This window comes from Niallia laureatilytica (assembly GCF_046613985.1).
Lineage (GTDB): Bacteria > Bacillota > Bacilli > Bacillales > Cytobacillaceae > Niallia.
Genome location: NZ_JBKKHP010000002.1, coordinates 376761 through 393172, shown reverse-complemented (window position 1 = coordinate 393172; position 16412 = coordinate 376761). Strand labels below are relative to the sequence as shown.

The following is a 16412-nucleotide window of genomic DNA, read 5'->3' as shown; positions in this document are numbered from 1 at the left end:
CGTATGACACTCACCACTCCGCACCTATTTTCATCCTATTAAATAAAGAAAGGGCAGCCAATCACGGCTGCCCTCTGTCGATTAATTTTCTTCGACTTTTTTGCGGTTTTTCTTAAACATTTTAGACAGAATTTCGTAGACGATTGGAACGATAAGAAGTGTTAACAATGTCGAACTTGTTAAACCGCCTATTACGGTAATTCCAAGGCCTTTAGAGATAATTCCGCTTCCGCCGTTACCGATTGCAAGTGGAATCAATGCACCGATTGTGGCAATTGCCGTCATCAGGATAGGACGAAGTCGGGTTGCGCCTGCCTCCAGAATCGCATCACGCAAGTTCATACCTTCTCTTTCCATATGGATGATTCGGTCTACTAATACGATCGCGTTTGTTACAACTATACCTATCAACATGAGCATACCCATCATTACGGAAACGGAGATTGTTTCACCTGCAATTAACAATCCTACGAACGAGCCAATCACTGCGAATGGCAACGAGAATAGAATGGAGAATGGTGCAGCACCTTCACCGAAGGTAACAACAAGGATGAAGTATACAATCGCAATTGCAGCAATCATCGCAACTCCAAGCTGTGTGAACGTTTCTGTCATGTCAGCAGACACACCAGCTACGCCCATCGTTACGCCGCTAGGCAAGTCAATATCATTGATTTTTTCATCTACTTCAGCTGTCACTTTAGAAATATCATCTGTTGTAATAGTTCCAGTAACTGTCGCATAATACTCACCCTTGCTTCGATCAAGTGTATTGAGTGTTGTTCCTTCTTCAATTTCCACAAGATCTTCAAGCTTCATTGTCGTTCCAGTTGCTGTTGCTATCTCTGTATCCAACAATTCATCAAGTGATTTCGGAGTAGCTTTCTCTTCTTGTTTTACAATAACATCAAGCTCTTTTCCGTCTTTCTCAACAGTTGTCAGAACTTCATCTGAACCTTGATTGCTTAATGCCATAACGATTTGACCTGTAGTCAATCCGTACTGCAGAAGGTTTTCCTGATCAACCTTTAATGTATGTTCTACATATGCTGCTTCTGCACTTGAAGATACATCTTTAAGACCGTCATTATCCTTCATAATATCTTCAGCTTCTTTTACTGACTCATTAAGCTTAGTTAAATCCTCACTATAGAACGTATAGCTGATTTCATTTGTAGACCCTGACATAGAAGTGAAGTTTTGGCTCTTCCATTCTCCTGTCTGGCCAATATCAGCAATATATGTTTCAATATCTTCTTTTACTTCAGAGAAGTTTTTCATGTCTGGATCAAAGATCAGGTACATAAGTCCGCCGCCAGCGCCGCCGCCCATCATCGCAGCGGTCATGTCTGCATTGCTGCTGTCGGTAATAGATGTTTGAACTGTATCAATATCATCACGCTTCAGCATTTCATCTTCAACAACTTGAATGTTATCTGCTGTTTGCTTCTCTGTTTCACCAGCTTCTGGTGTATACGTCAAGTACATGACTTTTTCTTCTTCGCTGCCCATGAAGCTGAATCCGATCAATGGCGTAAGTGCCAAGCTTCCTGCAAGAAGTATTACTGCAATGGCAGACGTAATGATTTTATGGTTTAATGCTTTTTCTAATAATCCTTTATACCATAAAGCGAGCTTTCCAACTTCTTTATGTCCGCTTTCTGTCTTCTCACTGTATAATTTCTTTTTAAATAAGAAGTGTGAAAGAGCTGGTACGATTGTAACGGCAACAATCAATGATGCACCAAGAGCGAATGTCATCGTCAATGCAAACGGCACAAACAGTTCACCAACCATACCGCCCACGAAAATAAGTGGCGCGAACACGGCAACAGTTACTAATGTAGACGAAAGAATCGGCTTGAACATCTCAATTGTTGCTTCACGCACTAACGCACGCCCTGTAAGCTTCTCTTCTTTAGAATGCAAACGTCTGTAAATATTTTCAACTACAACAATGGAGTCATCAATTACACGACCAATAGCTACTGTAATGGCTCCTAGCGTCATAATGTTCAGTGTGATATCCATCCAATGCAGAAGCAAAAATGCCATGAAAATGGATACCGGAATGGAAACAATCGATATAATGGTAGATTTAATGTCACGCAAGAACAGCAGGATGATTAGAACTGCGATCAATCCGCCGAATACTGCTTTTTCAATCATAGTATGGACAGAATCTTCAATTGGCTGTCCTTGGTCAAGTGTTACGTCAATGACTAAACCGTCAATTTTATCTTTTTCATCTTCAGCAAGATCCTTAACAGCGTTTACTACATCAACTGTATTAGCTTGCTGGCCTTTTACGATTTGGATAGCAATCGCGTTTTCCCCATTTGTACGGGAAATTGATTCTTCCTTGCCGACAGCCTCAATTGTAGCAATATCGCTAAGCTTCACAAATGGTGAAGGGTTCTCAGCAGTCGGTGTTACCGGAATCATCATATCTTTCAATTCATCTATTGATGTAAGCTTCCCGTCAACAGATACAGCCTCTTCACCTTCTTCAAATTCATAAAGACCTAAAGATGTAGCCATATCGCTTGCTTGAATAACTTGTTTTACGTCATCTTCTGTCAGGTTCAGCTCAGCCAATTTCTCTTTATTATAGGCGAAGTCAACTTCTTCTACATGCTGGCCGGAAATAGTTGCTGAAGCAACACCATCAAGCTTTTCAATATCAGGAAGGATTACATCCTCCACTGTTGATGTCAAATCAACAATATCCTCTTCTGTGCTGCTTATGGACAATGCAACAACCGGCATCATATTCATGCTGATTGCAGACACAGTCGGTGCATCCACATCTTCTGGAAGTGTTACATTATCTAATGCAGATTCAAGCTGTCTCTTTTTCTCATCCATGTCAATGCCATACTCATATTCTACTTGTATGCTTGACACACTTGAGCTGGAATTAGAATAGACGGCCTTAACATCCTCTAGTCCTTCCACTGCTTGTTCAATCGGCATCGATACATCATTCATTACTTGTTCAGGAGTTGCTCCTGGATATACACCCGTTACCATTAAGTACGGTATCGAAATATCCGGAATCGTCTCCGTTTTCATTTGTGTACCAGAATAAATACCTGAAGCTGTGATAATAATGGTCAATAACCAAACCGCCAGTTTATTCTTCAGTACGAAATTAACTATCCCTTTCACTTTTGCACCTACCCTTTATTGACTTTGTCGAACTAATTACATATAATACTGACTAGCCAGTCATTTGTCAAATTATTTATAGCTAGGAGCTAAAATAGAGTATGGTTAAAAAACAATTAATTATGGACACTGCATTAGAATTGTTCGCCAAGCAAGGAATCGCCACAACCTCCGTTCAGCAAATAACAGAAAGCTGCGGGATTTCCAAAGGGGCATTCTATCTATCATTTAAATCAAAGGATGAGTTGATTCTCGAACTGATTGACGACGCCATGAAGCAGTTAGTTTCTAATCTTGACTACCAAGTCAAACATACGCCTGTAGATGACAATTTCCTGTATAACTTTTATCACTCGGTTTTTTCCACTTTTAAAAAAGATTCTGATCGTGGAAAGATATTTATGAACGAGCATAATTTTTCTGTCAGCCCAGATCTTATTAAGAAATTACATCACTATGATAAGCTGATAAACAGCACAATTCTGCTCTTGATAGAAAAAGTTTTCGGAAAATCTGCTGACCAGGTGAAATATGATTTGCTGTATTGCATCAAAGGCTTTTTAAAAACTTACTCTGAACTATTTGTATTTACAAAGCTCCCTTTAGATGTCTGCCTTTTGTCAAAATCTTTAGCAGAGAAAACAAACCTGCTTGCCATTCATGAAACAATACCTTTTATAACGGAGGAATTATCTTATCTGATAGAGTTACCGCAAGACGCTTCATTAGATAAGGAAACAATCGTTAAGCTTCTAAACTCGAATACTGAAGCTTGTAACGGGGAATATGCCAAGGAGTCTCTTCATTTGTTGATCGAGCAGGCTAACAACCAGACAATGAGCCCTGCTGTTATTAATGGGCTTATTGAAAACATTCGCCATATCCATAACGGAAAATGGCTTGCGTATTTGCTGCGGCGTTTCTTCCAGCTAGAGACATAAAAAAACACGGAGCAAAGAAGGACTATTTGTTCTTCTTTGCTTCGTGTTTTTTATCAGCTTAATCCGTATTCTTTTATTTTATTATAAAGCGTTCCCCGGGAAATTCCTAACAGATTTGCCGCTGCACTTTTGTTGCCATATGTTTTCTTGAGTGCTTCTTCTATTTCTTGCGCTTCATCCATCTTTGCATGAGAAGATAGGAAGGAATTATCCACTTCGTTGTTCTCGATAAGATTATCTGGCAAGTGAGCTAGCGTAATTCTGTTCGTATCATGCAAAATGATAATTCGTTCAATTATATTTCTCAGTTCCCGCACATTTCCTGGCCATTCATAGTTTACAAACAAAGCCATTGCTTCTTCATCAACAACAGGAACAGGCTTAGTATATTTGACACTGAATTCCTCTAAAAATCTTTCAACAAGTGCTGCAATATCCTCACGTCTCGTTCTTAACGGGGGAATATAAATATGAATGACTGACAGTTTATAAAATAACTTCTCATTCAGTTCTCCATCTTTGAGAAGACTTTCCACAGACCTTGACGCTGAGGCGATTATTCTTGTGGAAGAGGAAATCACTTCCTGCCCTCCCACTCGGTAAAAGGCATTCTCCACTAAGTACAGGAGCAGTTTTTCTTGCAGGGCCAACGGCATCTTGTCAATATTTTCAATAAAGATAGTGCCATTTGCAGCCTGTTCGATTTTTCCTGTGATAACATTTTGCTTTTCATCGGTAAACGATGCTTTTTCAATGCCAAAAAGCTCAATTTCTAACAGCCCTGGCGGAATAACGGAACAATTGATATTAACAAATGAACCAGTAGCCTTTGAACCGCCGTAATGAATCGCTTGGGCAAGCATTTCTTTGCCTGAGCCGGCCTCGCCGGTAATTAAAACAGGGATGTCTGCATGAGCCATTTTTTGCGCTACTTTCAGCGATTCCTGAAACTTCGGACTTCCGCTGTCGAAGGATAAAAACGGATTTATTTTCTGAACAAGCAATGTCGACGCAGAGTCCAGCTCTTCGTTAAGCCTGATCATTTTTGTAATATCATGCTCTGAGGCAATCCCGCCTATAATCTTATTATCCAAAATGACTGGTGTTGCATTTATCAGCACATGAGTATCCGCATTAGGTCTGTGATACTGCCCTCTCACTGGATAGCCTTCGTTTAGAATGCGCTTTAGTACAAGTGATTCATCACTAAAATGACTAGCGAGTTTTGCTCCGATAATATGCTCTTTTTTTATTTTATAGGTTTCCTCTGCTGTTGTATTCCAGCCAACAACAATTCCTTCCTCATCAACAGCAGTTACCGAATCGTTGATCGTTTCAGCCAATGTATGAAAATAAGCAGTAGTTTGCCGGCGCTCTGCTTCAAGCATATTTACCCAAGTACTTTCCGTTATAATCCCAGCGGGAATCCCATCCTCCAGCCACAGTGCAGGACGGCGCCAATCAGCTTTATACGGGAGCCTTTCTGCAAATGCTGCGAAGGACGGAATCCATTCAAGCCGCTTGAGCCACTCACCTATTGGAGCAGTCGGTGGAGCCAACGCGATTATTTCGTACTCATAATTGCCGATTATAAAGTATGTTCCGCCTGTCACAACGACAAAATTATACTCAAGAAGTTTCGATTTTATCTCAGCTATCGGCGTCTGTTTATCTGCAACCGCAAAAGAGCGGTCAAGCTGTATTTGTGCATGTTCGAACATACTATTACCCTTTCAAGCTTTTTTACTAACTTTACCATACCAAAGGCTTAACTTTCTACTGCTAGATATAAAGAAAATACATAGAAAAGAAAAAGCTGATTGTTGTGTGTTTACAAAATCAGCTTTTTCTTTAGTCACGGACTGTTATACAGATTGCTTATATTCGTTGAAATTCTCCACTTGTTTAGCGTTCGGTGCTTCTGTAAGCAGGCTGACAATCCAGATGCTTAGCAGACCGACAATAAACCCTGGGATTATTTCATAAAGATTCTCTTTCAGAACGTCTATGCTTGCCCAGATGATAACTGTCACCGCTCCGCCGACAATTCCAGCGAGGGCTCCCCATCTGTTCATTCTTTTCCAGGAAAGACTCAGCAGAATGACCGGGCCAAAGGATGCACCAAAGCCTGCCCACGCATATCCTACAAGGGAGAGAATCGTCCCGTTTTTATTAAAAGCAAGAAGTACAGAAACAATAGATACTATAAGCACGGCAAGTCTGCTGATTAACAACAGCTCCTTTTCACTTGCCTTGCGTCTGAAGAATGTTTTGTAAACATCTTCTGTCAGGGAGCTTGCTGTTACGAGCAGCTGTGAAGAAATCGTACTCATAACAGCTGCCAGTATTGCAGCAAGGAGGAAGCCGGTAATGAGCGGATGAAACAGTATTTCACTCAATTTAATAAAAATTGTTTCCGCATCCTTTATTTCTAATCCTTGCTGAGAGAAATAGGCAAGACCTAAAAAACCTGTAAACATGGCGCCGCCGACAGAAAAGATCATCCAGCCCATTCCAATACGTCTTGCCTTTTTAATTTCTTTCACCGAAGAAATCGCCATGAACCGTACGATAATATGCGGCTGACCAAAATAACCAAGTCCCCAAGCAACCAACGATATAATGCCCAGAACAGTCGTCCCTTTGAAAATATCAAACAGCTTTGGATCAATTTCTTTTATTGTGTCAAAGCCGGATCCTAGACCTCCAACCTCCATAATGGTCACGATTGGTACAAGTATTAATGCAACAACCATAATCAATCCTTGCACAAAATCTGTCCAGCTTACTGCCAAAAATCCGCCAAACAATGTGTAGGCAATGACGACTGCAGCTACAATCCAAAGTCCTGTTTGATAATGCAAGCCGAATGTAGTTTCAAATAAAACCCCGCCTGACACCATTCCTGATGAAACATAAAACGTAAAAAAGATAATGATGACTAACCCTGATGTCAGACGCAATATATTGGACTTATCTTTAAATCTATTTTCCAAAAATGCTGGAATAGTCATAGAGTTATTGGCCACTTCTGTGTATGCCCGAAGGCGCGGAGCTACATATAGCCAGTTTAAATAAGCTCCTATCGTCAAGCCGATTGCAATCCATGAGGCACTTATCCCTTGGGTGTACATTGCTCCCGGAAGCCCCATAAGCAGCCAGCCGCTCATGTCAGCTGCTCCTGCACTCAATGCTGTAACAGCAGGACCAAGCGACCTTCCGCCAATCATATAATCTTCTAGATTGGATGTACGTTTATAGGCGAAGTAGCCAATAACAAGCATTCCAGCCATATAAATAGCAATCGAAATTAAAATTTGTGTATTCAAGTCCCCATCCTCCATTCTCTAATCTAAGAAGTCCTTTTATCCCCATTTTGATCCTTTGCCAAATTTTCGAATATTCATTCTTTTATAAGCAAAAATCAATAAATATTTAAGCGAATATGTATTTTTATATGTTTTTCGCTTAAACAGGAGATGCACAATGAAAAAGTACATCTCCTAGTCTATTATTTTTATATTATTTTTTTCTAGATGTCAACTTCGCTTGCGTAAATAATAGCAAATAATCATAGCCGCCAGCTTTTGAATCAGTCCCAGACATATTGAATCCGCCGAATGGATGGGCACCTACAAGTGCACCTGTACATTTTTTATTTATATAAAGATTTCCACAATGCATATTTTCAAGGGCATAATCTATTCTGCTGTCATCTTGCGAATGAAATGCACCTGTCAGTCCGTATTCCGTATTGTTATAAATGTCAATCGCTTCCTGCCAATCGGAAGCTTTTGCAATCGCAAGCACAGGTCCAAATATCTCCTCCTGCATGATACGTGCCTGTGGATCAACATCTGAAAAGATTGTCGGTTCCACATAGAACCCGTTTCCATCCGCTCTCTTTCCTCCAGCAAGCAATTTTCCTTCCTGTTTGCCAATTTCAATATAGCCCATTATTTTGTCAAATGATTTTTGATCGATAACAGGTCCTACCGGATGATTCTCTGCCGGCAAGCCGATTGAAAGATTTTTTGTCAATTGTACTACCTTGCTGACCACTTCGTCATAGACAGACTCTACGATAACTGCACGGGAGCCTGCAGAACATTTTTGGCCTTGATATCCGTAAGCAGAAGCAACAATTGCCGCTGCAGCAGCATCTAAATCAGCTGTTTCATCAACAACCACACCATCTTTTCCACCCATTTCAGCAATCACACGTTTTAACCAAAGCTGACCATCTTGAACTTTTGAAGCTTTTTCATAAATTCTGCAGCCAACTGCTCTTGAACCTGTAAACGAGATAAAACGTGTTTTCGGATGTTCAACTAAATACTCACCAACTTCAATACCATCACCAGGCAAATAATTTAATACTCCAGAAGGCAAGCCTACCTCTTCCATCAACTCGACAAACTTAGCAGCAATAACCGGTGTAGCATCAGCCGGCTTCAAAATAACCGTGTTGCCTGAGACGATAGCAGCAACAGTCGTTCCAGCCATAATTGCCAATGGAAAATTAAACGGTGAAATAACAATGCCGACACCTAGCGGAATATACGTAATCTTATTTTCTTCACCAGCAATCTGCGTAAGCGGCTGATGAATACTCGTCTCGCTCAAACGAATCATTTCTCTTCCATAAAACTCCAGAAAATCAATAGCTTCTGCCGTATCAGCATCTGCTTCTACCCAGTTTTTCCCTGACTCCAAAACAAGGTAGGCGGAAAATTCATGCTTACGCTCTCTCATCAATGCAGCAGCCTTGAACAAGTAGGCTGCACGTTCAGCCGGAGCTACCTTTTTCCACATTTCAAATGCTGTTAATGCTGTTTGCATAGCTTTTTCTGCCAGCTTAGTAGATCCCTTGCTTACAGTGCCAACTACTTCGTCCACATTTCCTGGATTCACTGAGACTGTTTCTTCCTCAACAAAAAGTTTTTCCGAGCCGATCACAATTGGATACTTCTTCCCAAGCCCCTCTTTGACCCTAGCTATTGCTGCATACATTGCCGTTTTATTTTCCTCTGCTGTAAAATCAGTTAATGCCTCGTTTTTGAAAGTTGTGTAAGGTGCAGTTGTCGTCATAATAATTCAGTCTCCTTTTTTGTATATTTTGGATAAAACTATTAAACTTTAAGCTTACTTAAAGAAATTCTTGACGATAAACCAAACATTAGCCGGCCTTTCTGCAAGCCTCCTCATAAAATAACCGAACCAATCGATACCGTAAGGAACATAAATCCGAACCTTGTAGCCTTCCTTCACAAGTCTGTCTTGCAGCTCTTCACAAATGCCGTACAGCATTTGAAACTCGAATTGGTCATTTGGAATACCATGCTGTTTTACAATGGATTTCGTATACTCGACCATCGCCTCATCATGTGTCGCTACAGCTGCATAGTTGCCGTTAAGCAAATGCTGTTCAATAATTTTTTTGAAGTTGTTATCAACATCCTTTTTCTCCGGAAAAGCGACATTCGGTGACTCTTTATACGCTCCCTTCACTAGCCGAAGATTAGCAGACAGATCATGCAGATCAGCAATATCTCCTTCTGTCCTGTATAGATAGGCCTGAAGAACAATTCCGACATTGTCATATTCCTGACGAAGCTCCTTGTATATGTCGATTGATTCCTGACAATGACCATAATCCTCCATATCAATTCTCACGAAATTTCCGTACGACTTCGCCCGGTCGAGAATGTTACGCATATTTTTCATACATAACTCCCTGCTGATATCTAATCCGAGGGAAGTCATCTTCAGAGAAAGATTTGATTCTGCCTTCGCTTCAGCAATGGCGTCCAACGTTTGAATACACATCGCAGCAGATTCTACTGCCTCTGCCTCTGTTGAGATAAATTCACCTAAATGGTCGAGAGTTACGACCTTACCTTGTTTGTTTAATCTTTTTACCGCATCAATTGCCATTCCGATTGATTCTCCTGCAACAAACCTTGCTGCACCTAAACGAAGCCCATATTTTTTCGCAAGTCTGTTGGCTGGCTGATTTTTTGCTAATGACTGAAACATATTCCGCATAAGCGCTTCCATTTTACGTCAATCCTCCTTGTACTCAAGCCTCTTGCTCCATTTTATTCATATTGAATGTGGAAAATTCATCTTTTTTGAACAAAAGTGTTCAATTACTTCGTTTGTTTGGACAATGTTGTTTATTTAAGTTGATTATATAATATAATTATTCAGAATTGTATAAAAAAGTAAGAAAATCTAACACATTTTTTTATTTTTTACAATGAATATATGTTTTACTAAATTCCTCCATTCTCGCCTATAAAAATAAAGAGAATGCAGACTAATCTGCATCCTCTTTTCCCCTAGTTTCTTCTATAATATATTGCTACTTGTTAATCTACTGATTTAACGCCGCCAAACCATTTAGAAACGAGTTGATCCATTTCACCATTTTCTTTCATCTCTGCCAATTCTGTATTAAATTTCTCTGTCAGCTCACTGTCCTTTGGAAAGGCAATAGAAGCGCCGCCAGTTTCATTATTCGGGACAGAGATAACTTTCAGATTATCATTGTTTTTTATATATCCTTTGGAAACAACATCTTCCATTAAAACTCCTTCAAAACGGCCGCTTTTAATCTCTTCCACTAAGTCAGGCACTCTATCCCTTGTCTCCACAGTGAAATCAACTTCTTTTTGCAGTTCTTTTGCCTTTTCCGCTTGTATGGAACCAACTTGTACTCCCACTACTTTCCCTTTAATGTCTTCAAAAGTCTGAACAGCTCCATCACTGGCTACTACCATAGAAATATCACTTCGAAAATAAGGATTAGTAAAATCCACATTCTTGCTGCGCTCAGGAGTCGCTTCCATACCAGCCATAACAAAATCAACCTTACCTGATTGCAGTGATGTAATCAAACCACTGAAATCCATGTCCTGAATGACTATTTCATAGCCAAGCTTCTCACCAAGCGCTTTCGCAAGATCCACATCAAACCCAATAATCTCCTCACTCGTTGCCGTATCAATATACTCAAACGGAGCATAATCAGCTGAAGTTCCCATCACCAATTGCTTACTACCTTCCTCTCCACCAGCCGCACTCTTCCCGCATGCAGCTAAACCAAGCATACAAACAACCAGCATAACCATCCCCACAAATCTCCTCTTCAAAAAGAACCCCTCCATCTCAACAATCATATGTATTATTTAATACGTTTCATGACGTTTTATTTATTTATACTACTTTCCACCAGCATAGTCAATATATTATTAGAATTTACAGAAAAGTGCAGGGCGCCTGCTTATCGGCGACTTGCATAAGACGAGATGGCCTTAGAAGGTGGCGCTCTTCCACCTTCTTGGACAGCTTGGCTTATGACCTCGAGCCGATGGCGCCCGGAACTGGACAGAAAAGTGCAGGGCGTCTGCTTAGCGGCGACTTATGACCTCGAGCGTGGGCAACCGTTTAGCAGCATAATACAAAAAAGCAACCTCCTCTAAGAAGGTTGCAAGCTGGCTTTAAAACGAAAACTTATATCGTTCGCCGACAATATACTGTCTTCCTAAATAAACAGGGACAGCAGTATCAGAAACGACTGTTTCCAAATAGAAAAGCGGTTCTCCAATTGTAATATCAAGCAGCGGCGCTTCCTGGTCAGATGCTCTGACAATTTCCAAGGAAGTTTCTCCTGCATTGTTTAGGTTAATACCGTATTTCTCTTCTAACAGCTCATAAAGGGAGCCGTCGAGACTCTCTTCCAGCAAAAATTTATACCGCTTAAAGGAATAGAAATTATTTTCGAGCATGAGCGGACGATCGTCTGCATATCTGACCCTTTGAATATGAATCAGCTGGTCATCATCGTCTAGCATTAACCGTTCTTTTTCATTGTCATCTGGATCAATCAGTTCCTTTTTGATAACCTTACTTGTTACTTTCAGGCCATGTGCTTCACAAGAAGCGGTAAAACTCTTTAAATGAAGAATCTTTCTTTCAATCTTTTGTGTCTGAACAAATGTCCCTTTGCCTTGCTTTTTTACAAGATAGCCTTCTTCCACCAATTCGGTAATCGCTTTGCGGACAGTAACTCTGCTGATATTATACTTGTCACTGAGCTCCACCTCTGTCGGAATCTTGTCACCAGCTTTAAGGCGATTGGCAGTAATAGCTGTGCGCAGCGTTTCTTTCAGCTGTATATAGAGAGGGACACGATTCTCTTGCTTAATCATATTAGTTATCACCTATTCTATTCATTTACTCCAAGAATAACAAAGACTTAAAAATAAATAAATCTTTTCCACTTAATAAGCTTTGCCATGACCAAAAGCACCTTCTACAAGACAAGATGCTGCCGCAAATTCGGCAGCTTTAGCAAGTGCAGTTTCCAAACCATCTTGTTCTTGTTGTAAGTAGTGCAGCAAAAATGCTGTCAGGAAGGAATCTCCAGCTCCTAATGTATCAACAGCCTCGATTAGTTTCGGTATTTGCTTGTAAAAGCTTACTCCATCATACAGCAATGCTCCTTCTGCTCCCATTGTTGCTATAGAAAGTGTGCTTCCAAGTGATACCATTTTCTTTAGGACAGCCTTTGCTTCCTCTTCTGTTAAGTGGCTGCATGAAAGAAAGCTATAGTCAACAAATGGCCCAATTTCAAGCAAGTATTCCTCTGTGAAATCATCAGAAAAATCAAAGGAAACTGGTACACCTGCAGCTTTAATATTCGGCATCTCTTTTTCCAAATAGCTGTACTTGCTAGTATGCAGCAAATCAAAGGATTGGATATATTTTATATCCTCCTTATTTAGTTGGAGCTTATGATACTTCCTTATTCCGCCATCATTGCTCTCCAAAAACACCCGATCACCGTTTTCTAGTCCGACTAATGCATAGCCGCTCTCTCCTTCGACTTCCTGGCAGCGTTTTGTATCAATTGCTAATTCCTTCAGTACATTTCTAATATGATGTGCCTCATCATCTGTGCCGAATATCCCTAAATAAGCAGCATCAGCGCCAAGCGTTTTCGCATAAACACTGAAATTCAGAGCATTTCCTCCTGGATACATTATTCTTTTATATGTATATTTATCGACAACATTATCGCCAATCCCTAATACTTTCACCGCAATCCTCTCCCCCATCACATCACCTGTATAAAACCCACGCCAATTATACAATACTGCTCAATTTTTAATCAATTTTGTAAAAACAGCTGAAGAAAACGACTTTAGTACGCAACCTTGCCCATATATCTTCTTGTTTCTAACGGATGCTGTCTGATTTTTGCCAATTCTGCTCGGTACACACTTAAAATACTGTAGAAAACAATCGGATTAAAAAACTCGACAACCTCATCATCGATTGTATTAATCCCTAATTCCTTGCAGTCAACCACTTCTAGCTTTTCTCCATATTGCTTCAAGAAGCTAAGCGCCCTTTCATCTAAAGCTCTCGTTCTGCCTTCATTCATAAGTAAAATATATGGTGTTTCTTTATCTGTTACTTCAAATGGACCGTGAAAATACTCCCCAGTATGTATGGCTGAAGCATGAACCCATTGCATTTCCATTAAAGAACAAATGGAAAACCCGTAGGCATGACCGTATGAAGCACCGCTGCTCAAAACATAGAACATATTCTCATGCTCATATTTTTTAGCAAAGGCTCTTGCTCTTTCTGCTACTTGTATGCGTGCTTTTGCAATAACTGTATTGATTTGCTCTAACCCTTTTATTACTTTATGATAAGCATCATATCCTTCTATACTGTGTAAAGCTTCGACGGCAATGGCAAAAATAATTGCCATTGGGTTGTCTTTTACGTCTGTTTCTTCTCCCCATTTATAAAGAATATTATAGTCTCCATATTCGACTAATGCACCTGTTTCATTATGTGTCAATGTAATAGTCGATGCACCTTTTTCTTTTGCCGTTTTTGCTGCTTCCACAGACTCTTTCGTATTGCCTCCATGGGAGCAGACAACAACAAGTGAATGACTTCCCAGCGCTTTAGGCACCGCATGCACAAACTCATTACTCGTGTATAGGGACACTCTCGTTCTTTTCGCTTCACTTTTGAGGAAATATTCAGATAAATACATATCGACTAAAGAACCTCCACAGGCGACTAAATAAATATCTTTCATTCCTTCTTCCTTTTTTGTGTGTATTTCATTAATGATTTCCTTAATATTCAATTTTATCTCTCCCCTATCCGCCCATTTTAAAATACGTATTAAAACGTATTATTAATACAAATAATAGCGACATATTGCTTTTTCGTCAACCTTTTCGTTTCTAATAAAAAACACGGTCCCTAAAGACCGTGTTTTTTAACTATTTTATTAATACCCCTTTATCCCCTGTCTGAATTCCTGCAGCATTTGCTTCATCTGTATCAATATGCATGTCCAAGGCATAAGTATCCTTAACTCTGATTAATACTTTATAGAAAATAAGCTCCCTTTCCCCGTCCGTTTTTACACTAACATATTGTCCATCACTTACACCAAAATTGTCAGCATCCTGTTGTGTCATATGAATATGCCGCTCTGCAATAATAACCCCTTTATCTATTGTGATTTCTCCATGAGGACCAATAATCGTAATGCCAGGTGTTCCTTCAATTTTGCCGGAAGGGCGGATGGGTGGATTAATGCCCAGCTGGCGGGCATCTGTTTTTGAAATTTCCACTTGTGTCAGCGTACGGATTGGACCAAGAATTCGCACCCTGTTAATTTCAGACTTATCCGTTTTGATAGTCACCGTTTCTTCTGCGGCAAACTCTCCAGGCTGTGATAATTCTTTTTTACTTGTCAGCTCATAATTTTCTCCAAACAGCTTTTCTACATCTTCTTTTGTTAAATGGATATGTCTATTTGATACACCGATCGGGATTTGCATTTTTTGCCAGCTCCTTTAAACGTTTTTTTTACCTTTCCCTAATAAAAGCAGTTTAATCAAGATTAATCATATCCTGTATCGCCCCAATATGTCTGCCATAAACCTATAATAAAAAAAACCTTTTCTCCTGTATGGATAAAAGGTAGGTTATCCTTATTTTACCGTAACTGCCGCACATCCTGACGGTATTTCTGCTAAATAATAATGGCTGATAGCAAGCATTGCTTTTCCGGCATAAAGCATTGCTTTTTCATCAAAATCAAACTTTGGATGGTGATGTGGATATATTGCTTGCAATTCCTCGTTTCCTGCTCCTGTAAAAAATATCATCCCCGGCTTCTTCTCTAGATATAATGCAAAATCCTCACTTACAAGGAGGGCAGGTACTTCTTTTATTACTAACTCAGGCAGGGAGGTCTTAATGGTGTTTGCAAAAATATCCGTTTCAGCAGGATGATTATATACACTTGGCATTCCATACTTATAGTTGAATTCATAATCTGCTTTCGAACTCATGCAGATGCCTTTAATCGCCTCTTCCATTGCTTCTTTTACAAGCTGTTGTACTTCCTTTTCGTATGTTCTCACCGTGCCCTTCATTACGGCAGTATCAGCAATGACGTTTGCAGCATTCCCTGCATGAATGGAACCAATTGTTAGTACAGCTGTTTTCTGTGGATTCACCTTGCGGCTGACGATATATTGAAGCTGGTTAATAAGCTGGCCTGCTACCGCAATAGAATCAACTGTATCATGAGGAGATGATCCATGACCGCCTTTGCCTTTAATCTTAATCGAGAAACCATCGCCAGCAGCGGTTGTATACCCCTTCGTATATGCTATTTCCCCTGTAGGATAAAGACTCCATAAATGATTGCCAAACACTGCATCTACTCCTTCAAGGCAATTGTCTGCTATCATTTTTCCGGCACCGCCTCCGCCTTCCTCTGCATGCTGAAACAGAAGAATGACGTTTCCTGCAAGATTTTTTCGATTTTCATTCAGCACCTTGCCAACTGCCAGCAATGTAGCTGTGTGCCCGTCATGGCCGCATGCATGCATGACACCATCAACCTTCGACTTATATGGTACGTTCTTTTCATCCTGTATCGGCAATGCATCGAAATCGGCCCGCAGTGCAATTGTCTTACCAGGTTTCGCTCCGTAAATATACCCAAGAACTCCCATCCCACCGACATTTGTCCGGATTTTAATACCAAAATCAGTCAAGATGTCTGCAATCAGTTTAGATGTTTTGTATTCTTGGTTGGTTAGCTCTGGATACTGATGAAAATGCCGTCTCCATTCCACCATCTTGTTATACATTTCCTCCAATTGTTCGTTCCAGTTCTCCAGCATATCTATTCCTCCCTTTTATTATTCAGTAAATTCTGAAATTTAAATTTACACCTAT

At 40.2% G+C, this 16412-nt stretch carries 12 protein-coding genes; 1 reads left to right on the top strand and 11 read right to left on the bottom strand.

Going from position 1 to position 16412, the window contains the following annotated elements:
* Positions 1-81: 81 nt before the first annotated feature.
* Positions 82-3171 carry an efflux RND transporter permease subunit gene (locus ACLIJJ_RS07095; protein ID WP_411410706.1) on the bottom strand — a complete coding sequence of 1030 codons (3090 nt, stop codon included), beginning with the start codon at positions 3169-3171 and terminating at the stop codon, positions 82-84.
* A gap of 101 nt (positions 3172-3272) precedes the next feature.
* Between ACLIJJ_RS07095 and ACLIJJ_RS07090 the strand changes: the two genes are divergently transcribed.
* Complete coding sequence (locus ACLIJJ_RS07090) at positions 3273-4112, top strand: TetR/AcrR family transcriptional regulator (protein WP_237941056.1); 840 nt, start codon at positions 3273-3275, stop codon at positions 4110-4112.
* Positions 4113-4165: 53 nt separating this feature from the next.
* Here ACLIJJ_RS07090 and ACLIJJ_RS07085 read toward each other — a convergent pair whose 3' ends face one another.
* From ACLIJJ_RS07085 to ACLIJJ_RS07040, 10 genes are all read right to left on the bottom strand, one after another.
* Positions 4166-5833 (bottom strand): sigma-54 interaction domain-containing protein, encoded by a 1668-nt coding sequence (locus ACLIJJ_RS07085; protein ID WP_237941055.1) that lies wholly within the window; start codon positions 5831-5833, stop codon positions 4166-4168.
* 144 nt (positions 5834-5977) lie between these two features.
* Complete coding sequence (gene putP / locus ACLIJJ_RS07080; protein ID WP_237941053.1) at positions 5978-7441, bottom strand: sodium/proline symporter PutP; 1464 nt, start codon at positions 7439-7441, stop codon at positions 5978-5980.
* A gap of 193 nt (positions 7442-7634) precedes the next feature.
* Positions 7635-9203: an L-glutamate gamma-semialdehyde dehydrogenase gene (gene pruA / locus ACLIJJ_RS07075; protein ID WP_411410705.1), complete on the bottom strand. Its 1569-nt coding sequence runs from the start codon at positions 9201-9203 to the stop codon at positions 7635-7637.
* 54 nt (positions 9204-9257) lie between these two features.
* On the bottom strand, positions 9258-10172 hold the full coding sequence (locus ACLIJJ_RS07070; RefSeq protein WP_233317121.1) for a proline dehydrogenase family protein: 915 nt from the start codon (positions 10170-10172) through the stop codon (positions 9258-9260).
* A gap of 314 nt (positions 10173-10486) precedes the next feature.
* Positions 10487-11269, bottom strand: a complete 783-nt coding sequence (locus ACLIJJ_RS07065) for a transporter substrate-binding domain-containing protein (RefSeq protein ID WP_282581424.1) — start codon at positions 11267-11269, stop codon at positions 10487-10489.
* Positions 11270-11617: 348 nt separating this feature from the next.
* On the bottom strand, positions 11618-12328 hold the full coding sequence (locus ACLIJJ_RS07060; protein WP_233317122.1) for a GntR family transcriptional regulator: 711 nt from the start codon (positions 12326-12328) through the stop codon (positions 11618-11620).
* 72 nt (positions 12329-12400) lie between these two features.
* Positions 12401-13237 (bottom strand): PfkB family carbohydrate kinase, encoded by an 837-nt coding sequence (locus ACLIJJ_RS07055; RefSeq protein ID WP_411410704.1) that lies wholly within the window; start codon positions 13235-13237, stop codon positions 12401-12403.
* Positions 13238-13323: 86 nt separating this feature from the next.
* Positions 13324-14292 (bottom strand): SIS domain-containing protein, encoded by a 969-nt coding sequence (locus ACLIJJ_RS07050; protein ID WP_237941049.1) that lies wholly within the window; start codon positions 14290-14292, stop codon positions 13324-13326.
* 139 nt (positions 14293-14431) lie between these two features.
* Positions 14432-14998, bottom strand: a complete 567-nt coding sequence (gene pduL / locus ACLIJJ_RS07045) for a phosphate propanoyltransferase (RefSeq protein WP_233317125.1) — start codon at positions 14996-14998, stop codon at positions 14432-14434.
* A 153-nt stretch (positions 14999-15151) separates the two neighbouring features.
* Positions 15152-16357 (bottom strand): amidohydrolase, encoded by a 1206-nt coding sequence (locus ACLIJJ_RS07040; protein ID WP_411410703.1) that lies wholly within the window; start codon positions 16355-16357, stop codon positions 15152-15154.
* Positions 16358-16412 lie beyond the last annotated feature (55 nt).

Excerpts from the sequence above, each read along its gene's own strand:
- pruA (WP_411410705.1), bottom strand. The coding sequence starts at position 9,203 with ATGACGACAACTGCACCTTACACAACTTTCAAAAACGAGGCATTAACT.
- ACLIJJ_RS07085 (WP_237941055.1), bottom strand. The coding sequence starts at position 5,833 with ATGTTCGAACATGCACAAATACAGCTTGACCGCTCTTTTGCGGTTGCA.
- ACLIJJ_RS07090 (WP_237941056.1), top strand. The coding sequence starts at position 3,273 with ATGGTTAAAAAACAATTAATTATGGACACTGCATTAGAATTGTTCGCC.
- pduL (WP_233317125.1), bottom strand. The coding sequence starts at position 14,998 with ATGCAAATCCCGATCGGTGTATCAAATAGACATATCCATTTAACAAAA.
- ACLIJJ_RS07040 (WP_411410703.1), bottom strand. The coding sequence starts at position 16,357 with ATGCTGGAGAACTGGAACGAACAATTGGAGGAAATGTATAACAAGATG.
- ACLIJJ_RS07060 (WP_233317122.1), bottom strand. The coding sequence starts at position 12,328 with ATGATTAAGCAAGAGAATCGTGTCCCTCTCTATATACAGCTGAAAGAA.
- ACLIJJ_RS07055 (WP_411410704.1), bottom strand. The coding sequence starts at position 13,237 with ATGGGGGAGAGGATTGCGGTGAAAGTATTAGGGATTGGCGATAATGTT.
- ACLIJJ_RS07070 (WP_233317121.1), bottom strand. The coding sequence starts at position 10,172 with ATGGAAGCGCTTATGCGGAATATGTTTCAGTCATTAGCAAAAAATCAG.